23 protein-coding genes are annotated in these 20,587 nt (G+C 63.5%); 10 read left to right on the forward strand and 13 right to left on the reverse strand.

Annotated elements, in window-relative coordinates; genetic code table 11:
* Position 1 precedes the first annotated feature (1 nt).
* Genes AC1HIL_RS15610 through AC1HIL_RS15625 form a run of 4 tightly spaced genes read left to right on the forward strand, consistent with a single transcriptional unit; the run spans position 2 to position 3,726 of the window.
* Complete coding sequence (locus tag AC1HIL_RS15610) at positions 2-2,485, forward strand: arsenate reductase (azurin) large subunit (RefSeq protein WP_296731758.1); 2,484 nt, start codon at positions 2-4, stop codon at positions 2,483-2,485.
* Positions 2,486-2,493: 8 nt separating this feature from the next.
* The gene (locus tag AC1HIL_RS15615) at positions 2,494-3,150 is read left to right on the forward strand and encodes a nitroreductase family protein (RefSeq protein WP_296731755.1); all 657 of its coding nucleotides are present in this window, start codon (positions 2,494-2,496) and stop codon (positions 3,148-3,150) included.
* Positions 3,151-3,181: 31 nt separating this feature from the next.
* Positions 3,182-3,499: a c-type cytochrome gene (locus tag AC1HIL_RS15620; RefSeq protein ID WP_398493961.1), complete on the forward strand. Its 318-nt coding sequence runs from the start codon at positions 3,182-3,184 to the stop codon at positions 3,497-3,499.
* A 17-nt stretch (positions 3,500-3,516) separates the two neighbouring features.
* Entirely contained in the window at positions 3,517-3,726 is a 210-nt protein-coding gene (locus tag AC1HIL_RS15625; RefSeq protein ID WP_398493963.1) for a hypothetical protein, read from the forward strand.
* Between the two features lie 12 nt (positions 3,727-3,738).
* On the opposite strand, the gene phoU is transcribed toward AC1HIL_RS15625, so the two are convergent.
* The 5 genes from phoU to pstS (AC1HIL_RS15650) form a co-directional block, all read right to left on the reverse strand.
* Complete coding sequence (gene phoU / locus AC1HIL_RS15630; protein WP_296731749.1) at positions 3,739-4,464, reverse strand: phosphate signaling complex protein PhoU; 726 nt, start codon at positions 4,462-4,464, stop codon at positions 3,739-3,741.
* 25 nt (positions 4,465-4,489) lie between these two features.
* Entirely contained in the window at positions 4,490-5,305 is an 816-nt protein-coding gene (gene pstB, locus AC1HIL_RS15635) for a phosphate ABC transporter ATP-binding protein PstB (protein ID WP_296731747.1), read from the reverse strand.
* Positions 5,298-6,140, reverse strand: coding sequence for a phosphate ABC transporter permease PstA (gene pstA, locus AC1HIL_RS15640; protein ID WP_296731743.1), 843 nt, complete (start codon positions 6,138-6,140; stop codon positions 5,298-5,300). The genes pstB and pstA overlap by 8 nt, the downstream gene beginning before the upstream one ends.
* Entirely contained in the window at positions 6,137-7,099 is a 963-nt protein-coding gene (gene pstC, locus AC1HIL_RS15645) for a phosphate ABC transporter permease subunit PstC (protein WP_296731740.1), read from the reverse strand. The genes pstA and pstC overlap by 4 nt, the downstream gene beginning before the upstream one ends.
* A 102-nt stretch (positions 7,100-7,201) precedes the next feature.
* Positions 7,202-8,230, reverse strand: a complete 1,029-nt coding sequence (pstS, locus tag AC1HIL_RS15650; RefSeq protein WP_296731737.1) for a phosphate ABC transporter substrate-binding protein PstS — start codon at positions 8,228-8,230, stop codon at positions 7,202-7,204.
* 510 nt (positions 8,231-8,740) lie between these two features.
* Between pstS (AC1HIL_RS15650) and pstS (AC1HIL_RS15655) the strand changes: the two genes are divergently transcribed.
* Positions 8,741-9,733 carry a phosphate ABC transporter substrate-binding protein PstS gene (pstS, locus tag AC1HIL_RS15655; RefSeq protein ID WP_296731947.1) on the forward strand — a complete coding sequence of 331 codons (993 nt, stop codon included), beginning with the start codon at positions 8,741-8,743 and terminating at the stop codon, positions 9,731-9,733.
* Between the two features lie 154 nt (positions 9,734-9,887).
* Here pstS (AC1HIL_RS15655) and AC1HIL_RS15660 read toward each other — a convergent pair whose 3' ends face one another.
* A complete protein-coding gene (locus AC1HIL_RS15660; protein WP_398493967.1) occupies positions 9,888-10,340 on the reverse strand; it encodes a hypothetical protein in 453 nt (150 codons plus the stop codon).
* Between the two features lie 207 nt (positions 10,341-10,547).
* Between AC1HIL_RS15660 and AC1HIL_RS15665 the strand changes: the two genes are divergently transcribed.
* Entirely contained in the window at positions 10,548-10,796 is a 249-nt protein-coding gene (locus tag AC1HIL_RS15665; RefSeq protein WP_365958306.1) for a type II toxin-antitoxin system HicA family toxin, read from the forward strand.
* An 8-nt stretch (positions 10,797-10,804) separates the two neighbouring features.
* Complete coding sequence (locus AC1HIL_RS15670) at positions 10,805-11,221, forward strand: type II toxin-antitoxin system HicB family antitoxin (RefSeq protein WP_296731731.1); 417 nt, start codon at positions 10,805-10,807, stop codon at positions 11,219-11,221.
* Positions 11,222-11,289: 68 nt separating this feature from the next.
* Here the strand turns inward: AC1HIL_RS15670 and AC1HIL_RS15675 are convergent, their stop codons facing one another.
* Positions 11,290-12,015, reverse strand: a complete 726-nt coding sequence (locus AC1HIL_RS15675; protein WP_296731728.1) for a winged helix-turn-helix domain-containing protein — start codon at positions 12,013-12,015, stop codon at positions 11,290-11,292.
* A gap of 181 nt (positions 12,016-12,196) precedes the next feature.
* On the opposite strand from AC1HIL_RS15675, the gene AC1HIL_RS15680 reads away from it, so the two are divergent.
* A complete protein-coding gene (locus tag AC1HIL_RS15680) occupies positions 12,197-12,574 on the forward strand; it encodes an ArsR/SmtB family transcription factor (RefSeq protein ID WP_296731725.1) in 378 nt (125 codons plus the stop codon).
* Between the two features lie 134 nt (positions 12,575-12,708).
* Here the strand turns inward: AC1HIL_RS15680 and AC1HIL_RS15685 are convergent, their stop codons facing one another.
* The 3 genes from AC1HIL_RS15685 to AC1HIL_RS15695 form a co-directional block, all read right to left on the reverse strand.
* Entirely contained in the window at positions 12,709-14,988 is a 2,280-nt protein-coding gene (locus AC1HIL_RS15685; RefSeq protein ID WP_296731723.1) for a PhoX family protein, read from the reverse strand.
* Positions 14,989-15,402: 414 nt separating this feature from the next.
* Positions 15,403-15,804, reverse strand: coding sequence for a hypothetical protein (locus tag AC1HIL_RS15690; protein WP_064262374.1), 402 nt, complete (start codon positions 15,802-15,804; stop codon positions 15,403-15,405).
* Between the two features lie 69 nt (positions 15,805-15,873).
* Entirely contained in the window at positions 15,874-16,296 is a 423-nt protein-coding gene (locus tag AC1HIL_RS15695; protein ID WP_479672123.1) for a hypothetical protein, read from the reverse strand.
* A gap of 208 nt (positions 16,297-16,504) precedes the next feature.
* Between AC1HIL_RS15695 and AC1HIL_RS15700 the strand changes: the two genes are divergently transcribed.
* Complete coding sequence (locus AC1HIL_RS15700) at positions 16,505-16,741, forward strand: hypothetical protein (RefSeq protein WP_057596650.1); 237 nt, start codon at positions 16,505-16,507, stop codon at positions 16,739-16,741.
* Between the two features lie 91 nt (positions 16,742-16,832).
* Here AC1HIL_RS15700 and AC1HIL_RS15705 read toward each other — a convergent pair whose 3' ends face one another.
* Together AC1HIL_RS15705 and AC1HIL_RS15710 are read right to left on the reverse strand one after the other, a co-directional pair.
* Positions 16,833-17,009, reverse strand: coding sequence for a hypothetical protein (locus AC1HIL_RS15705; protein WP_296731710.1), 177 nt, complete (start codon positions 17,007-17,009; stop codon positions 16,833-16,835).
* Between the two features lie 444 nt (positions 17,010-17,453).
* On the reverse strand, positions 17,454-18,176 hold the full coding sequence (locus tag AC1HIL_RS15710) for a DUF418 domain-containing protein (protein WP_479672124.1): 723 nt from the start codon (positions 18,174-18,176) through the stop codon (positions 17,454-17,456).
* 236 nt (positions 18,177-18,412) lie between these two features.
* Here AC1HIL_RS15710 and AC1HIL_RS15715 point away from each other — a divergent pair, with 236 nt between their 5' ends.
* Entirely contained in the window at positions 18,413-20,029 is a 1,617-nt protein-coding gene (locus AC1HIL_RS15715) for a phospholipase D family protein (RefSeq protein WP_261215855.1), read from the forward strand.
* Positions 20,030-20,036: 7 nt separating this feature from the next.
* Here the strand turns inward: AC1HIL_RS15715 and AC1HIL_RS15720 are convergent, their stop codons facing one another.
* Positions 20,037-20,546, reverse strand: a complete 510-nt coding sequence (locus AC1HIL_RS15720; protein ID WP_057596647.1) for a murein hydrolase activator EnvC family protein — start codon at positions 20,544-20,546, stop codon at positions 20,037-20,039.
* Positions 20,547-20,587 lie beyond the last annotated feature (41 nt).

A 20,587-nucleotide genomic window follows, 5' to 3' on the forward strand; every position in this document is an offset into this window, starting at 1 on the left:
CATGACCACCGAGATCCGGGACCGCATCGCGCTGCCCACCAAGGATGCCCAGAAGACCAACATGACGTGCCACTTCTGCATCGTCGGTTGCGGGTATCACGTCTATAAATGGGATGCGAACCGCGAAGGCGGTCGAGCTCCCGGAGACAACGCGCTGGGCGTGGACTTCCGCAAACAGGTGCCGCCAATGGCGCTCACGATGACGCCGGCCATGACGAACACCATCACCGATCGTTCGGGCAAGCGCTGGAACATCATGGTGGTGCCGGACAAGGAATGCGTGGTCAACAGCGGCCTGTCCTCCACGCGTGGCGGGAAGATGGGCTCGTACATGTACTCGGCCGATGGCATCGGCAAGGAGCGGCTGAAGACGCCGCGGATCTTCCGGGGCAGTGAGTGGCTCGATACGAACTGGAGCGAAGCGCTGGCCATCTATGCCGGCGTGACGAAGAAGATCCTCGACACTGATGGTCCCTCTGGCGTGATGTTCGACTGCTTCGACCACGGCGGCGCCGGAGGCGGCTTCGAGAACACCTGGGGCACGGGCAAGCTGATGTTCTCGGCGCTCAAGACACCCATGGTGCGCATCCACAACCGGCCGGCCTACAACTCCGAATGCCACGCCACCCGCGAGATGGGCATTGGCGAGCTCAACAACAGCTACGAAGATGCCGAGGTTGCGGACTGCATCCTGGCCACCGGCTGCAACCCGTATGAAACCCAGACGAACTACTTCCTGAATCACTGGGTGCCCAACCTCTCGGGCGGCACCGCCGACAAGAAGAAAAAGTGGTTCCAGGGGGAGACCACGGCCGCCGCCAAGCTGATCGTGGTGGACCCGCGCCGCACCTCCACGATCGCCATCGCCGAGCAGATTGCGGGCAAGGAGAACGTGCTGCACCTGGATCTGGAGCCGGGCACTGACACGGCGCTGTTCAACACGCTGTTCACCTACGTGGTCGACCAGGGCTGGCACGACAAGGCGTTCATCGCCCAGCACACATCGGGCTTCGACGACGCGGTGAAGACCAACCGCATGTCGCTCGAGGACGGCGCGAAGGTCACCGGCCTGTCCGTCGACAAGATCAAGCAGGCGGCCGAGTGGGCCTACAAGCCGAAGGCCTCGGGGCATCGCCCGCGCACGATGCACCCCTACGAGAAAGGGATCATCTGGGGCAACGACAACTATGTCATCCAGAGCGCTCTGGTGAGCCTTGTCATTGCCACGCAGAACGTGGGGCGCCGCGGGACCGGGGTCGTCCGCATGGGTGGCCACCAGGAGGGCTACACGCGCCCACCATACCCCGGGGACAAGAAGATCTACATCGACCAGGAGGTCATCCAGGGACGCGGTCTGATGTACACGATCTGGGGCACCAACCCGTTCCAGACGACCAACAACGCGGAGCAGCACCGCGCGGTGCTGACCCGGCGGGCCAACATCGTGCGCGAGGCGATGGTCAAGGCGCGCGGCGCCGATGTGGCCGCAATGGTTGACGTGATCTACGACGCGTGCAAGAACAAGGGTGGGTTGTTCGTCGTCGGCATCAACCTGTACCCCACAAAGTTGGCCGAGGCTGCCCAGTTGCTGCTGCCCGCCGCCCAGCCGGGCGAGATGAACCTGACCTCGATGAATGGCGAGCGCCGGCTGCGCCTGTCGGAGCGCTTCATGGACCCACCCGGCTCGGCGCGGCCGGACTGCCTCATCGCCGCCGACATCGCCAACACGCTGAAGGCGCTCTACACGCAGGCCGGCAACGCAAAGATGGCGGCGCAGTTCGACGGCTTCGACTGGAAAACGGAGGAAGACGCCTTCAATGACGGCTTCAGGCAGGCGGGCAGGCCCGGTGTGAGCGCCATCGATAGCCAGGGCGGCAGCACGGGCTACCTGGCGACCTATGAGCTGCTGCGCAAGGCGGGCAATAACGGCGTGCAGCTGCCGATCAAGGAGGTCAAGGACGGCAAGCTGATCGGTACAGAGATGATCTACGCCGACGGCAAGTTCGACACGAAGGATGGAAAGGCCGCCTTTAAGCCCGCGCCGTGGAATGGCCTGCCCAAGCCGGTGGCGGCGCAGAAGGAAAAGCACAAGTTCTGGATCAATAACGGCCGCGCCAACGAGGTCTGGCAGACCGCGTACCACGACCAGTACAACGAACAGGTCAGGGGACGCTATCCGATGGCCTACCTGGAGATGAATCCCGACGATGCCAAGGCATCGGGTGTCGCGGCGGGGGATGTGGTCGAGGTCTTCAACGACTACGGCAGCACCTACGCGATGGTCTACCCGACGAAGTCCATCAAGCAAGGGCAGACATTCATGCTCTTCGGTTACTTCAACGGCACAGCTGGCCACGTCACCAGCGACTGGACCGATCGCAACGTGATCCCGTACTACAAGGGGGCCTGGGCGAGCATCCGTCGTGTCGGGACCCTGGCCGACTACAAGGCCACGGTTTCGTTCAAGGACCGGCACTTTGCCTGACGATCCGCATGAAGACTTTGCAACCACGGCCGGTCGACGCAGGCGGCACGCCTTCGATGCCGCCCCGGGACGTCGGCGTCATCGACGGTGATCTGGTTTCCCTCCTGGCTGCACGGCACCAAGTCTCCGCGCGGCGCCTGGTCGAGCCAGGACCGGGGCCTGCCGACCTGGAGCAACTGATGGCTGCAGCTGTGACCGCGCCCGACCATGGCCAGCTGACCCCATGGCATTTCGTGCTGATCCCTGCATCACAACGGCTCCCGCTCGGGAAGGCGTTCGTGAGTGCACTGATCGAACGAGATCCCGGGGCGACACAGGCGCAAATCCGCGCGGCGGCGGAGAAGGCCGAGCGCGCACCGTGCCTGCTGCTCGCGGTCCTCCATGGCGAAGATCTCGCCAGGGATGTCAGCGGCATTCCCACCCAAGAGCGCCTCATCTCGTTGGGCTGCGCCATTCAGAACGTCCTCCTCGCCGCGACGTCCCTGGGATACAGCAGTGGCCTGGCCAGCGGCCGTTCTCTCAATGCTCCCGCTATGCGCTCGCTCTTCGCCCTGCAGCCGCATGAGCAGGCCATCTGCTTTATCGCCATCGGCACCGAGAGCCAGTTCAAACCCCCACGCCAGCGCCCGGTCCCGAAGGCCGTGCTGCGTGTCCTCGGCGACTGACACCGTCATCACTTCCTCATAGGAGATTCCTTTGTTTCGTTCAGCCATTTCCTTCGCATCCGCCGCCGTGGCGTTGAGTCTGTTTTCCCCGCTGGCGCAGGCCAGCGATGCGCTAGCGGCCAAGAACAGCTGCACGGCGTGTCACGCCAAGGATCACAAGGTCGTGGGACCTGCCTTCAAGGACATCGCCGCGAAGTACGCGGCGGACAAGGACGCGACCGACAAGCTCATCGCGAAGGTGAAGAAGGGCGGCTCGGGCGTATGGGGCACGGTCCCCATGCCCCCGAACGCTCAGGTTTCGGATGCCGACGTGAAAGCACTCGTGACGTGGATTCTGAAGATGAAGTAGCCTTCAGAATCGATTCCATGAATCCGGAGGTATCGAAATATGATGGGCAGGCTTTTCGCTCTTTCGCTCTTTCGCTCTACTTCGGATGCATCTGTGCAGGGGTGTTCGCCATGTGGCTGGTCAGCCGCCGCAGCGGCCGCGAGTGGCTGCTGTGGGTGAGCTTTCTGGCGGTCACCTGTGTGCTGATGGGGCTGCTGTCGTATTCGGGCGTGGAGTTTCCAGGCTGATACGAGGTCCGGTCAGCCCTCTTGCTCAGGCTGCGCACTCTTGAGCGAGCTGCTCTGATCCAGCCGGCGGCGTTCTGCTTCGGGACGATGACCCGTGGCAGTCACGTATGCGGCCTCCGCGATATGGGTCGCGTGATCGCCGATGCGCTCGATGTTCTTCGCACAGAAAAGCAGGTGCACGAAGCCGATCACCTGTGACGGATCAGCCCCCATGCGCGAGACCAGATCGCGAAACACCACCGTGTGCAACTCGTCTATGGCTTCGTCCTGCTGGCGCACCACCATCGCCTGCTCGGCGTCTCGCGCCAGGAAGGTCTTGAGCGCATTGCTCAACTGCTGGGACGCGAGCTCGGACAACTGCTCTAGGCCCTGCACCAGATCTTCCGGAAACTGGGTGCCGGCGATCGCGATGGCTCGCTTGGCGATGTTCTTCGCAAGATCCCCGATGCGCTCCAGGTCCTCGACGATCCGGAAGTCCGCCAGCACCTCGTCGAGGTCTCCGGCCAGCGGCTGCCGCTTGGCGATCACCATGGCCGCGGAGGTCGACAGGTCGCGACGAAGTGCATCGACCTGCTGGTCCTGCTCGATCACGCGCCGCGCCAGCACCAAGTCCCCGTGCAGCAAGGCCTGAACGGCGTCGGTGAACTGGCTGCCCGCGAAGGCACCCATGGCCCCGATGTTGGTCTTCAGGGTGGTGAGCTCGAGGTCGAACGCTTTGACAATGTGTGGAGTGTTCATGCTGACCTTCAGGTGGTGAACGCCTTCAGCCGAAGCGGCCGGTGACATAGTCCTCGGTCTGCTTCTTGGTCGGCTTGGTGAACAGGTCGTCGGTCGTGCCGTACTCGATCAACTCGCCGAGGAACATGAAGCCGGTGAAATCCGAAACCCGGGCCGCCTGCTGCATGTTGTGCGTCACGATGAGCAGCGTGTACCGAGACTTGAGTTCGTCGACCAACTGCTCGATCTTGGCGGTCGACAGTGGGTCGAGGGCCGAGGTCGGTTCGTCGAGCAGCAGCACCTCCGGTTTCAGTGCGACCGCACGGGCGATGCACAAGCGTTGCTGCTGGCCGCCGGACAGGCCGAGGGCGCTTTGCTTGAGCTTGTCTTTCACCTCGTCCCAGATGGCGCCGGCGCGCAGCGCTTCTTCCACCCGCTGGTCCATGTCTGCCCGAGACAGATTCTCATAGTGGCGAATGGCATAGGCGACGTTGTCGTAGATCGACATCGGGAACGGCACGGGCTTCTGGAACACCATGCCGACCTTGGTGCGCAGCCGATTGATCGAGTAGTCCTTGGACAGGATGTTCTTCCCGTCGAGCAACACCTCGCCCTCGGCGCGTTGCTTGGGGTAGACGGCGTAGATGCGATTGAAGATTCGCAGCAGCGTGGACTTGCCGCAGCCCGAGGGTCCGATCAGCGCCGTGACGCGTTTTTCGCGCAGCGTCAGATTAACGCCTTTTACGGCGTGCGAGTTGCCGTAGAAGAAGTTCAGATTGCGCGTTTCGATCTTCGCGGGCGGGGTCGGCTGCTGGAAGGCCGGTCGGAGCGCGCTCACACGTGCCGAAGTTGTTTCAGTCATGGGATTTCCTGGAAAGCAGAAGGCCGCGCGAGATCAGTCCCAGCACAAGGACCAGGATCGTCACCACGAAGGCGCCGGCCCAGGCGAGTGAATGCCAGAACTCATAGGGGCTGAGCGCGTACTGGAAGATCACGACCGGCACGTTGGCCATCGGCTGTGTCAGGTCGTTCGTCCAATACTGGTTGTTCAGTGCCGTGAAGAGCAGTGGAGCGGTTTCCCCAGAGATGCGCGCGATCGCGAGCAGCACGCCCGTGATGATCCCGGACAGGGCTGCCCGGTACAGCACCTGGCGGATGACCTTCCACTGCGGGATGCCCAGTGCCAGCGCCGCCTCCCGCATCGTGGACGGCACGAGCTGCAGCATCTCGTCGGTGGTTCGTACCACCACGGGCAGCACGATGAACGAGAGGGCCACCGCACCGGCCAACGCGGAGAAGTGCCCCATCTGCCGGACCATCAGCTCGTAGACAAAGAGGCCGATCACGATCGACGGCGCCGACAGCAGGATGTCGTTGACGAAGCGGATCGTCGCACCCAGCTTGGTGTGGCGCGCATATTCGGCGAGGTACGTGCCGGCCGCGATGCCAATCGGCGTCGCGATCAGCACGGCGAGGCCGCTCATGATGATGCTGCCGGCAAAGGCGTTGAGCAGGCCACCGTCCTGGCCCGGGGGCGGCGTCATCTGGGTGAACAGCTCCCACTTCAATGCGGGTAGCCCGTTGCTCACGGTGGTCCAGAGGATCCAGGCGAGCCAGAAGAGACCAAAGAGCGTCGCGGCGATGGCGAGCGCCTTGGCGACGTAGTCCTTGAGTTGTCGACGGGTCCAGCTGCTCATGACGATGCCCCTCCGCGGCGGGCGAGCTGGCTGAGCATCAGGCGCGCGATTGTCAGCACGATGAAGGTGACGATGAACAGCAGGAAGCCCAGCGCGATCAGCGACGAAAGGTAGACGGGCGAATCGGCTTCCGTGAACTCGTTGGCAATGGTGGCGGCAATGGAGTTGCCCGGCTCGAGAAGCGAGGCGGACAGCAGGTGGGCGTTGCCCAGCACGAAAGTCACCGCCATCGTTTCGCCCAGGGCGCGGCCCAGGCCCAGGAAGATGCCGCCAACCACGGCGGAACGCGTGTACGGCAGGACGATGTCCCAGACCACCTCCCATGTCGTGTTGCCGACGGCGTATGCGGACTCCTTCAACTGGGGCGGAACGGTCATGAACACTTCCCGCATCACCGACGAAACGAATGGGATGACCATGATGCTCAGCACAATGCCGGCGGTGAGCATGCCCAGGCCGATCGGTGGCCCCTGGAACATCGGCCCGATGAGGGGGAGCGGTCCGACGTGCTCGTCCAGCCACGGGGTGACGTGGTTGGCCATGAAGGGCACGAACACGAAGAGTCCCCACATGCCGTAAATGATCGAAGGGATGCCCGCAAGCAGTTCAACCGCAGCGGCCACGGGCTGACGGATCCGGGTAGGCGCGATTTCGGTGAGGAACAGCGCAATGCCGAAGCTCACTGGGACTGCGATCAGCATGGCGATAGCTGCCGTCACGAGCGTGCCGTAGATGGGGACCAGCGCGCCGAACTTCTTCTGTACGGCGTCCCAGTCGGAGTTCCAGATGAAGGACCATCCGAAGGTGGCGAAGGCTTCCTTGCCACCCCACAGCATCGATAGAGCAGCACCCATGAGCGCAACCAGGACGAACATGGCGCAGCCGAAGACGACGTACCGGAAAAGGCGATCGTTGCGAGCGTCGCACTGTTCATCGCGCGCGGTGCGCTTCTTCGGCATGGTGGTGCTCACAGGCAGGGTCTGAATTCGAGACATACAAGAACTCCGCAAGGGGAGATCACGCGGCGGGCTGGCCGGACCGCCTGATCTCCCGGGCTGTCGTTACTTGATGTTCTTTGCCCAGTACGCTTCGATCTGTTTGACCAGCGTGGACGGCAGCGAGACGTAGTCCAGCGACTTCGCGTCAGCCTGACCGTCCTGCAGGGCCCACCTGAAGAATTCGAGCGCTTCCTTCGACTGTGCGGTGTCCTTCGGCTGCTTGTACATCATCACAAAGACCGACGCGGTGATGGGCCACGAGTCCTTGCCGGCGGCATCGGTGATCACTTCGTAGAAGTCCGGTGCCGACCAGTCCGCGCCGGCCGCCGCCGCCTGGAAGGTTTCCAGCGTGGGGTCGACGAAGACACCTGCCTTGTTCTTGACCTCGGCGTACTTCATCTTGTTCTGCATCGCATAGGCCAGTTCGACGTAGCCGATCGATCCCTTGATCTGGTTCACATAGGCGGCCACGCCTTCGTTCCCCTTGCCGCCGACACCGGCTGGCCAGTTCACCGAGGTGCCTTCACCGACCTTGCTCTTCCATTCCTCGCTGACCTTCGACAGGTAGTTCACCCAGTTGAAGGTCGTGCCGGAGCCGTCGGAGCGATGCACCACCGTGATCTTCTGGTCCGGCAATTTCATCTTGGGATTCAGGGCGGCGATCGCGGGGTCGTTCCACTTGGTCACCTTGCCGAGGAAGATGTCGGCAAGGAGAGGACCGGTGAAGCGCATGTCGCCGGCCTTTGCATCCTCGATGTTTACCACCGGCACCACGCCGCCGATCACCACCGGAAACTGCACCAGGCCGGCGGCTGCGAGCTCCTCCGGCGGCAGCGGCTTGTCTGATGCACCGAAGGTCACGGTTCCGGCCTTGATCTGTGCGATGCCACCGCCGGAGCCGATCGACTGGTAGTTGATCTTGGTGCCCTTCTTGGCGTTGTAGCTCGCCGACCACTTGGACAGAATCGGATAGACGAAGGTAGAGCCGGCACCTGTGATCTCGGCGGCGTGCGAGGCGACCGAAGCGATCGCAATGATGATGCCGGCGACAGCAGCCCGAATCGGAGAGCGAGTAAGAGTGGATGTAGTCATGATCGAGAAGCTCCTGATGGAAAGACAACGATGGCTGGTTGTTCGATGCGCAGCGGATTGCCCGCCGCGCGCCGAGACGTCGATGCAGCGGTGCACGCCGAAGCACCGCTCAGATCCACATTCCTAGATCACCATGTTTCTAGAGTTGTAGAAATGTTTGCCGAATTCTGTAGAGCGTTTGTGACAACTGGGTGACGGTCTCGAGGAGTTTGTGGCCGTGCCGAGCGCCGCTGGGCTCAAAGAGCAGGCTTCCCGTGCCGTCGAAGACGGCTTGATCGTCTGCCGCAGGGCAGGCCTAGCTACTCCGGGAAGAAGGAGGCCGTTGGGCCGATCGAGAGGGGGGTGTCATGGATATGTCATGGTCGATGGACAAACTTCGATTCCACATAACCAGCAATATGGAAATAAGGAGCGGCTGCCATGCTTGACTTTCAACAACCGCATTGGACCCCGGTCGGGTCAGCGGCACTTCACCGCGGCGCCATGAAGGGGCGAGCGGCATTCGGCCTGATGCGTACCGTCGCCGGCGTCCTGGCGTTCGCGGCAGTGACCGCGCACGCTGCAGACGTGATGGGCGCTGGATCGACGTTTGTCTTCCCGATCCTTTCCAAATGGGCTGCCACGTACCACGACCAGACTGGCGCGAGAGTGAACTACCAGTCGATCGGTTCTGGCGGTGGCATCGCCCAGATCAAGGCCGGCATGGTTACGTTCGGCGCCTCGGACAAGCCGCTGCCGCCAGAAGAACTGAGCAAGAGCGGCTTGGCCCAGTTTCCTCTTGTAGTCGGCGGCGTCGTGCCGGTGATCAACGTAGACGTTGCGACACCGGCGCCGTTGAAGTTTACGGGCGCGGTCCTTGCCGACATCTACCTTGGCAAGGTGACCAAATGGAATGATCCGTCGATCGCAGCGCTCAATCCGGGGGTAGCGCTGCCCGATCAGAAGATCACTGTCGTCCACCGATCGGACAGTTCGGGCACGACTTTCAACTGGGTGAACTACCTGTCAAAGGTCAGTGAGGATTGGAAGGCCAAGGTCGGCAGTGACACCGTAGTGCAATGGCCGGTCGGGATGGCCGGCCGGGGCAATGAGGGGGTGGCTACCTACGTCAATGCCACGAAGGGCTCGATCGGCTACGTCGAGTTGTCGTACGCCGTGAAGCACAAGATGAAGTACGCCCAAGTCAAGAACAAGGCTGGCGTGTTTGTGGACCCGAACGCGGCATCTTTCCAGGCCGCTGCAGCAAGCGCGGAATGGAAGGCTGAGGACTTCTATGAGGTCATCACCGACGCACCCGGCAAGGACTCCTGGCCTATTGCTGCGACCACTTTCGTGCTGATGTACAAGGATCCGAAGAATGCTTCGGCCAGCAAGGAAGCCTTGAGCTTCTTCAAGTGGGCTCTCGAAAGCGGCCAGGCGGATGCTCAGAAGTTCGACTATGTCCCGCTGCCGGGCACGCTGGTCCAACAGATTCAGGCGTACTGGGGGAAGCAGATCAAGTAATCGCCAACGGAGCCTGTCAACGCGCTGTGGCGGCGTCGACGGTCGGTTCAACGTGAGCCGCGATGGGTTGCCGTGATGTGGCTCGAGCAAAAAAGCCTGCCGGTCGGCAAGGCCCTGGAACTGAGTCGCCGGGCAGGCTACATCTCGTCAAAGGTCAGTCGAATCCGGGGATGACCATTTCGGGGTAGCAGCGGCAGTACCCTCGTTCACCGCACGATGCTTCGCCCGGGTGACCATCGGGCGGACGTCGATCCAGGCGGAATTTCTTTCCTTCCCGGCTGACGCATGTGGGGCAGGCGCCGCCGCTGTCGCCCAAGGAGCGCCAGCGATAGTGGGTGATTCCTGCGGCCTGCGCCCGCGCGAAGTCCCGCGCAATTCGCTTCTGCGCGAGCTCCAGCATGTGAGCTGCGAGGCTCGCACGTTCGGCCTCCAATTCGTCTGCCGTCTTGTGCTCGCCTTTGCGTTCCGGCGGGCGCTTCGGTGGCGCCCAGCGCGGGCTTCCATCGACGTCCACGGGCGCAAACGCCTGGGTCGGCTCTGGCCGTGGAGCAGGGACGATCATATTCACGAGAAAGTTCAAGAGGCCCATGCACAGATCTTGCCGCATCGCGGCTCGATGCGCTCCACAGGGGCGCGGCCGATTACGGGCCGAGCGATACATTCGCTTGAATCAACATTTTTGTTTATACTGGCACCGGGCTTTCCGAATTTCCCGAGTGGCAGGGAACATCGGCAAGCCTCCTTCGCCGAACAACATGCGCGCACGTAGACGTTGCAAGTGAGGTCGAGGGCACCAATAGGTTGAATCTTCCACTTGATCAAGGACACCGAGAAATGGCAACTGCAAATCGAGCGACCTCCCGCGCTCATCAACTTAGTTGGACAAATGAAAACATCGGAGTTCAAGCGCTTCCTTGCGTCGAAGGGCGCCAAGTTCGTTGAGGGTGCAAAGCACACCAAGATCTACGTCAACGGTAAACAGACGACGCTACCGCGTCATGCCAAGGAGTTGGGCGATGGACTGCGCAAAGCGATCCTGCGGCAACTCGGAATCAAAGATTGAGATGACCCATGTTTAGCTACCCCGCACGAGTGGCGCGGGATGGCGGTGGATACCTGGTGACCTTCCCGGATATTCCGGAAGCAATGACCGGCGCCAAGGAACGAGTCGAAGCGATCAAGCTTGCGGCCGATGCCTTGACGACCGCGATGGACTTCTATTTCGAGGACAGGCGGCCAGTGCCAATGCCCTCTCCGCTGAAAAAAGGACAGGTCGCAGTGGACTTGCCCGCAAGCGTTTCTGCAAAGGTGCTTTTGCTGAACGAGATGATTGCTCAAGGCAAACGTCCAGCAGAACTGGCGCGGCTGATGAATGCGCGCCCTCAAGAGGTGACACGCCTTGTTGACTTGCATCATCCGACAAAGATCGACACTATCGCCGCAGCCTTACTGGCTATGGGAAGGCGACTCGACCTTCGGCTGGCCTGAGGAATCTTGAAGAGAGATTGGCGAACATTTCCGTACTGCAGCCGCTGTAGCTGATCGGCTCCTGTCATTCATCCGCTCTTTTGGAGTGTGAATCGATAGCCGCCTTTGAGAACGGTTTCGACGGTGTCTCGTAACCCGAACGGGGCCAGGGAATCGCGTAAGCGTCGTATGTGGACGTCAATGGTTCGTGCAGCAATGCGTGCGCCAGGCGGCCACACGCGGTCGAGAAGTTCCGTGCGGGAGTGCACTGTCTCTGGATGAGTAACCAGGAAATAGAGCAGCCGGTACTCCGTCGGTCCGATCTGGACTTTCTTCGTACTTCCTTGAACTACCGCGAGGACTTCGCGATGCACCCAGCGAAAGCTCAGGGGACCTGAGACTACATCCTCCCCCAGCAACTCAGGGGCGCGGCATCGCACAACGGCCTTGATTCGTGCCAGCAGTTCGCGCGAGGAAAACGGTCGTAGTACGTAGTCGTCCATTCCCGCGTCAAGTGCGATCACTGCTGTATCGGAATCTCCGTACGTGCTGGTGGCGAGAATGGGAAGGTGAGCAGTTCGAGGCTGCTCGCGCAACTTCCGTCCCCATTCCAATACTGCAGGCCCGCCGCTGCGGGGAACGTCGATGATGACGAGTTTGGGCGTTCCGATCCCGAGCGACCGGGTGGCATCCACGCAGTTGCGCGCTCGAAGCACATCGAAGCCACCGCGTCCGCACGTCGCGCAAATCAACTCGAGAGCCTCCGAGTCTTTGGCAACGACGAGCGCGCTTTTGGGAATATCGTAGGAGAGCACTGGGATCGAAATGAGAGGGTGCAAAAAATAAATCCATAAATCTAGATTTCTGGACTTGTAGTATCTTTGCGAAGGATCGTGACAGACGGATGACGTGTTTGAAACGGGACTGTCATATGCTCGGGCCATACTCATCGAATCATCCTGTCATATGGGAAAGTCTGCCTCGCCCAAAAGCTCCATGAATTCAGAAAAAGCCGTAGTCGCCCTGGCTGCCCTGGCGCAGCCTTCTCGACTGGCCATCTTCCGCCTGCTGGTGGTCGCGGGCAGCGACGGAATGTCCGTCGGCAAGATCGGTGAGGAGCTCTCTTTGGCCGGTGCGACGCTGTCGTTCCACATGAAGGAACTGACTCACGCCGGCCTCATCCAGGGAACGCAAGAAGGCAAATTCGTCTATTACCGCGCACAGTTTGCGCCGATGAACGAGCTGCTCGCGTTCCTCGTAGAGCACTGCTGCGACGGCTCGGCGGAAGGCTGCGAAGTGGAGCTCCCCCAGTGTGTGGAAGAGGCTGTCGATCGACGCCGGGCTCCTGCCCGCAAGCGCCTTGCGCGGGCCTGAGTCAGCACACGACGTCACCATCGACGCACGCGCGCACTGCGCGCTGTCCTGCCTCCCCAAACAGCACGGGCGCTCGACATCCGTCGGCGCCCCTCTTGAAGCTGGGCAGCACTTGCGATGCCGCCTGCGCTCACTCAAGTGCCAATGCGACCGCCATCGTTCTTCGTGATCACGATCGTTGCCGAGCGCGGACGCGAGCCCGCGCCGTAGCCAGCATTGCTGGGCCAGCGGCTCGTGTACTTGGACGGGTCGGCCAGGTTGGCCTGGCTTGTGGTCTCACCCGGATGCTGGATGTTCACGAAGATGGCCTTCCCATCCGGCGTTTCGCAAAAGCCCGTGAGCTCGCATCCGACCGGTCCGACCAGGAAGCGTTTCAGGGTATCGGCCGTCGGGGCCTTGCCGACCTGGGTCAGCACATCGACCTTGCTGCTGTCTGCCTTCGTGTAGCTCAAGGTCTTCGCACCACCGTCGCCGACCTTGCCGGGCAACGCGGCAAGCATCATGCAGTTCGTGACGTCCGTGTAGGCACCGTCATCCGTCTGGATCCAGCAGATTCCCGTCGCGGGACTGAACACCAGGCCATCCGGACTCGAGAAGTCCTGATCGGCGGTGAGGCTAGAGATGTTCACCATGCCCTTGTCCGCGCCAGCTTCTGCGCCAAAGAGGTAGATGTCCCAGGTGAAGGTCGTGGCAGCGCCGCCGGCGCTGCCTTCCTTCATGCGCAGAAGGTGCCCGTTCGGGTTGCCGGGCTGCGAGGTCGAGCCTTTCATGTCGACATAGGCCCGCGGATTCGCGGCGTCGAGAGCGACCTGCGACGAGCCGCTCGGCTCGAGTCGGCGATTGCTGTTGTTGGTCAGCGTCTGGTAGATCTCGCCGTTGGCAGGGTTCACGCCTCCCCATTCTGGGCGGTCCATCTTGGTCGCCCCCACCGCATCGCCTGCAATGCGCGAATGAACGGCGACATCGGCCTGGTTGGAAAAGGCGTAGCCGGCGTAGCCGGAAACTGCCGCGTTGGTGAAGCTGAGTTCCAGCCAGGTGCCGGTTCCATCGGCATTGAACTTCGCGGCGTACAGCTTGCCGTCGTTCAGGTACTTGTCGCCAATGGCCAGGCGATCGGCCGGATTGGCATCAGCGGCAGCCCAGAGCGCCGTCGACACGAACTTGTACATGTACTCGTTGCGCGCGTCGTCGCCCATGTAGACGACCAGCGGCTGCCCAACTGTCGGCTTGCCGAAGGCTGCGCTTTCGTGAGCGAATCGGCCCAGGGCGGTGCGCTTGCGAGCGGTTTTCGCCTTGTCGAGTGGATCCACTTCGACGATGTAGCCCATGCCGTTGAGTTCGTTGCGGTAGTCGTCGCTGCCGTCCGTGGAGACGCCGGCCTTGCTGATGATCCAGCGCGCGAAGCGGTCCTCGGGGCCGGCGCTCTCCCAGCCATGCCGTGACGCGCCACCCTGGGTGCTGCCGTATCGCTTGAGAGCCACAACGCTCTTGTCCCCGCGGGCTGCATCGTCCGCAGCGGCGCGCGTGAAATAGCCGAACCAGTTCTCCTCGCCGGTGAGGAAGGTGCCCCACGGCGTCTTGCCGGTGCCGCAGTTGTTCAAGGTGCCGCGAGTGCGGGTGCCGTTGGTCGAGTATTTGGTGATCAGCAGGCTGCTCCCGCGGGCCGGACCTGTTATCTCGATGTCGCTCAAGGGCGTCAACCGGAAATTGAAGTTGGATCCTGCGACCGTTGCCCACTTCCCCGACGTCTTGGCGACTTCCACGACCGAGATGCCGTGGATGGCGATCTCCTTGTCCACCTCGGAGGCCGGCCGAGGCAACGTCGAGGTCCCCCCATTGGCGTGCAGGAAGAACGAGCTCAGCGATTCATTGGTCGTGGCCTCGTGATTGACGGCGAGCACGCCGCGATCAGTGGCCGTGAGCGAGAGCTTCCCGTTGGCATCGAGGCCGAACCACTCCATGCCGTCGTGGTGGTCGCCTGCACGATTTTCGAAGGCGGTGTCGGTGCCATCGTTCTTGTACGCGGGCGTGCCACTCGTCAACGGGTCGCCAAGAGCGTAGATGACGCTGAAGGAGTACCCGACGGGTACCGATACGACGTCCGCCAGGCTCTTTGCGACGGCACCGAAGCCGAGAAGCTTCTCCGTTGGGGGTTGGGGTGCCGGCGCCGGGCTGGGGGCTGGTGCCGGCGCGGGCGGAAGCACGGGGAAGCTGACACCGTTGCTGCCGCCACCACCGCAGCCCGCGACAGCCAGGCCGCCCAGTAAGGCCGTCCCGGCTGTGCCGACGCTGCCGCGCAAGATACCTCGACGGCTCAACCGTGCGGCGAGCACCGAGTCGAATGTAGGGTTAGGCGACGTGTTGGAGTCTTCGTCGTTGAAGTCGATCTGTTTGGGACCGGCCAAGTTTTTCATTTAGATCTTTCTAGATACGTGGAAACGTTTAATCTAGAGATCGGCAGTGACGGTTTTGTGACCGAGTCAGTACTTAGTCAGCATGTACTCGGCCGTACGCAGCAGAGCGTTGGCGCTTGAGATGATCGCCTTGACTGTTGAGGCTTCGTTAGCAACTCCGCGTGGTCGGGGCGACAGGGCTCTTGCCGATGGCGGGATTGACGCAAATAAACCACACAGGTCGTTGCGGGGGTACAAAAGGGGGTACGGCAGCTACTGCGAAGTCATAGAAGTCAACATCCATGCGGTATGTGGGCCATCTTTAGATCGGTTTCACACCAACAATCATCGCGAGATGGAACAACGGGTCAGAGCCACAAGCTCTGACCCGTTTTTTTTGTCTGCGCCCGAGGTGTGCGTGGCGTCGCGCCGGAATCAGGCCTGCGATGAATCCGGTGCGCTCAGCTCGCCGTTCCACGAATTGAACAGGTAGCCGCCCGTTGCATCCTGCAGCGTTGCCTGGACCTCGATCAGCGTGTTGATCTCGTCCAGCGTTTCATCGAGGTCCTCGATGTCGATCTCGAAGCGTGCATCGCATTCGCGCATGGCCGTGGCGTGCATGGTGTCCTTGGCGATGTCGATGGCTTCCGCGCTCACATGCGGCGCGGCGGACAGTCTGATTCGAAGGGCGGGCCCGTCTTCCTCCCACTGGATGACAAGCGCATCGCCATCGGCCGCGACATCCAGGCCTTGAGCGATCAGCAGGCGCGATGCGGCGTCCAGATCGGGGCTGTCGGCATTCGATGCAAAGAAGACCATGGAGACATCGTCGGACATGCGTGAGATTCCTCGTGTGCTGGGTCGGTGGCCATTGTGCCGGGCTGACCGGTCCCGTCCCCTTTTAGGCTAGGCTGTCGCCCGAACCTCGAAGAAGGCCTCGTCGGTATCGCCCAGATCCCGGAAGCCCGCGGTCCTGGCCGTGTCGTAGGCCTTGGCCCAGCGGCGCGCGAGCGCGATGTCGGCCTTCGAGAGTTCGTTCTCGCTCGACTCGCTCGCGTTCTGGAAGGCGCGCAGCGCCGGCAGCACGTCGCTGCCCAGTTGCCGCTCGAGTTCGCGCCGGAAACGCCGCTGCGCCAGGCCGATGGCTTCGTCGCTGGCGTGCGCATAGTCGGCCAGGAGCACCTCGTAGGCGGCGGGAGGTTCGGTCTCCCGTTCCGGGGAAGACAGCGCGGGCCCGGCCTTCTGCCGCACTGGCGGTGCTTCTTCGAAGGGCTCGTGAAGGGCGCCATCGACGATGGCCGGTTGATGGAACAGCTCAACTTGGGTCATGGGAAGAATGGGCGTGGAAATACTGTTTGAATATACAGTTATTTTTCGAAGAACAGGTGACACTTCGACCCCTGCCGCCCGCGGCAGGCCCGCTGCCCGCGATCGCCGCCAGCCCTTTACCGGCCGTCACAACTCCGCCGCGTCATGACATGTTCCTGAGACCTTGTCGCGAGAATAATCCCGCACTCAAGAAAAAAATGGACATCCGATGCCGATGCAGCACATCGAAATCCTCAAGAAAGGCGGCTTCGTCGCACGCCGCCACATCCAGGACCGAGAGAACGGCGAATGGCCCGCATGGGTGACCTTCGAGAAGGAAGGCGAGGCTTCGCGGCGCATCCGCCACGGGATCGGCACCTTCAGGTCCGAGGAAGAATTGCTATCGAACTGCGTCGCTTTCGCTCATCGCATGATCGACGAGGGAAAGACGGGTTTTCGCGCTTGAATCGCGGGGCCTCGACGCGGGGCCCTCTTGTCCTCGGGCGAGGCGCACGCTCGGCGCGCCGCGCCTGACGCCCCGGCGCTTGCCAGGCCTCTCAGAGGCTGCCGAACCCGGTCTGGCCGATGACGATGTGTTCGCGTTCGACCCGGGGCTTCGGCTGTCGTCGCGGCCTTTCCGCCCGCAGGATGGCCAGCATGGCCATCAGGGCGGCGCCTGCGGCAATGCCGGCAAGGAAGACGAAAGCGATAAAGAAAGGGTCGGATGCTCGCATGCGGTCCTAACGTAGTTTTGTGCCCCACGGTTTACAGGGGGTTACACCTACGTGTTGTACCGCAAGCCAGCAGGGATCGGAAGAGCAGTGCTCCGACCCGTGACGGGCTTGCTACAGCGCCCGTGCCCGCTTGGCGCCGCCTCTGCGTGGCGACTTCCTGCTGCCCAGGCTGGCCAAGGCCCGTTCCACGGCCCGTTGCGGCAGAAGCTGCGACTTGCCGCAGTTCCTGCAACGGTAGGGTTTCAACCACGGGAAGAAGCGCATCCAGGCCTGCTGCGGGCTGCGGTCCAGATGCTCGATGCTGCAAGGGCAGGGCGAAAACGGGTTGGCCATGAAACTCCCGGCGAGGGCTCGGTGTCGTGCGGTCCCTGGCGGGCTCTCCGGCCATCGTTCGAGAATTGTTGCAGTGCATTGTTAAACCTCTCTTAGGGGGACGCCGGCATCTCAGGCCTGCTTCTCGCGCTTCCAGCGCGTCGGCGCCAGGCTCTGCCAGGCCCATTCCAGCGGGCCGAGCCTGTAGCGGCGCAGCCACCAGCAGCTCGCGGCCGCTTGCAGTGCCAGGATCGCCATGCAGGCCACGGCGAGGCCCGCCACGCCGAACTTCGGGCACAGGCCCGGGCCGACGCCGTAGAACAGGCTCAGGCCCGCCAGCGCCTGCACGAGGCCGTTGCTCCACGCCATGCGCCCGAGCGGCGCCAGCTTGCGCAGCCGGCCCCGCCAGGCGGCGCGCTGGAACAGCAGCACGAAGGCCGCCACGCAGAAAAGCAACTGGGCCAGCACCGCCATCGCACGCAGCGGGCCGGTCGCGGATTGGCCTGCCGGATCGTGCAGCGCGAGCAGCAAGCCCGTCGCGAGGCTCGCCAGCAGCAGCCGGCGCCAGAAGCGCCGATGGGCCACCGACTGCCTCAGCACCTGCGCACGGCCCAGCGCCATGCCGGCCAGCAATCCGCCGAGCACGAAGAGCGGCCACCAGGCGGCGACGCCCGGGAACTCGATCGGCGCGAAGCCACGCCAGCCCACGAGCGGCATGCCGAACAGCGCGAAGCCGCGCAAGGCATCGACGAGTTCGCGCCGGCGCGGTCGTGCGTCGTCCGCGATGGCGGCAGGGCGTGCGAGGAGCCGTGCAGGCGACAGGGAAAGAGGCGGCGTGGCGAGTCCGAGGGTCATCGATGTACGGCAGCGTCTGCGAAGCGATGGAGGGAACCCGGCGTGATGCGGACGGCGGGCCAGGTGCGGGACGCGGCCACCGCGGGCGAGATGCGCGTCGGCCACCGATGCTAGGGATGCGCATTGCCTCAACATTACGAGCGCCGCATGCGGCGGCCGGCTCGTGGTAGAAACCGCCGCCCGCATCGCCTTCCGGTGCGCCCACTCCCGTGCCACACCGCTTCGCTTCGCCAGTCATGCCCTCCGCAGCCGGCCGTGCATGGCCGGCGCTCGTCCGCTGGCTCACGCTGGCCTGCGTGCTGCTGCTGGCCGGCTGCGCGGGCCTGCCGAGCGACGTCGTTCGCCGGTCGTCGACGACGATCCCGAACGGCGCCGACACCACGCTCGGCCGCCTCGTGGCCGCGACCGCACCGCGCGGCGAAGACGAGCCGCTCAGCGGCTTCCGCCTGCTGCCGATGGCGCAGTTCTCGCTGCATGCGCGCATCGAACTGATCCGCCGCGCCGAGCGTTCGATCGACGTGCAGTACTACCTGGTGCAGAACGACGAGACCGGCCGCTACCTGCTGCGCCACCTGCGCGACGCGGCCGAACGCGGCGTGCGCGTGCGGCTGCTGGTCGACGATCTCTACACGGCCGGCGCCGATCCGCTGTTCCGGGGCCTGGCCGCGTATCCGAACGTCGAAGTGCGGATGTTCAACCCGTTCCCCGCCGGGCGCGAACGCTTCGGTACGCGCTGGACCGCCTCGCTGCTCGACTTCAACCGCGTGCACCGCCGCATGCACAACAAGCTGTTCGTGGTCGACGACACGATGGCGGTCATGGGCGGGCGCAACATCGCCAACGAGTACTTCCTGCGCGACGGCGGCTCGAACTTCATCGACATCGACACGCTGGTGGCCGGGCCCGTGGTCCACAAGCTCTCGTCGCTGTTCGACAGCTACTGGAACAGCCCCTACGTCTACCCGATCGAGTCGCTGGTATCGGCCGACGGCGCCTCGCCGCAATCGCTGCGCTCGCGCTTCGACGAACTCACGAGCGGGCCGGGCACGCCCGAGCCCGAGCAGCCCGGCGCCACCGACCTGCTGGGTCACCATCCGCTGGCCGCCGACCTCGACGCGGGCCAGCTGCAACTGGCCTGGGCGCGCGCCGAGGCCTATGCGGACGCGCCCGCCAAGGCGCTGGCGCCCGAGGAAAGCCGCGGCGCGCCGGCCGATGTCTCGCCCGACAGCGTGCAGTTCAACCTGCAACGCCATCTGCGCGGCGCGCGCACCGAGATCATGCAGACCACGCCCTACCTGATCCCGGGCCGCGGCGGCATGGAGACCATCCGGCATGTGCGCGGCAACGGCGTGGGCTACATCATGGTCACCAACTCGCTGGCGGCCACCGACGAGTCGCTGGTGCACATCGGCTATCGCCGCTACCGCGCCGAGATGCTGCGCCTGGGCGTGGCGCTCTACGAGCTCAGCCCCAAGCGGGTCGAGCAGAGCCGGCGCTTCGGCATGTACGAGACCTCGAGCGGCCGGCTGCACGGCAAGTCGGCGGTGATCGACGGGCGCACGGTCTTCATCGGCTCGATGAACTTCGACCCGCGTTCGGTGCTGCACAACACCGAGATCGGGCTCTTCATCTTCAGCCCGCAGATCGCGCAGCAGCTCAACAGCCTGATCGGCTTCATCCGGCTCGACGGCGCCTACCAGCTGCAGCTCGGGCCGCGCGGTGGCATCGAATGGGTGAGCCCGGCCGCGGGCGATGGTGCCGACACCATCCTGCACACCGAGCCCGAGACGAATTTCTGGGCCCGCTGGCGGCTCGAGCTGCTCGCGCCGCTGGTGCCCGAGAGCCTGCTGTGAGGCCCGCTTACTGCTGCAGCCGGCCGCTCAGGTAGGGCTCGGGATCGACGGCCACGCCGTTCTTGCGGATCTCGAAGCGCAGCTTCACGCGGTTGGCATCGCCGCCCGATCCCATCTCGGCGATCTTCTCGCCCTGGCGCACCACCGCGCCTTCCTTGACGAGGATGGTGCTCGCGTGGGCATAGGCGGTGAGGAAGGTCTCGTTGTGCTTGATGATGACCATGTTGCCGTAGGCGGCCAGTTCGTTGCCCACGTACACCACGCGGCCGTCGGCCGAGGCCACGATCGGGTCGCCGAGGTTGCCGGCGATGTCCACGCCCTTGTTGCGCACGCCGTCGAAGCGGCCGATGGTGGTGCCGGCGGCAGGCCGGATGAACAAGGCCTGGCGCTGCGGCGGCGGGGTCGCGGTGCGGCCGGGCTGTTGCATCGGCGGCAGCGGCGTGGTCGTGCAGGCGGCGATGCCGGCGGCGAGCAGCGCCGCGGCGCCGATTCGGAAAACAAAAGTCTGAAGGTGCATGGCGCTCGGTTGGAACGGGGACGTTCTGAAGGGTTCCCTCG

Source organism: Variovorax sp. ISS6, assembly GCF_056523145.1.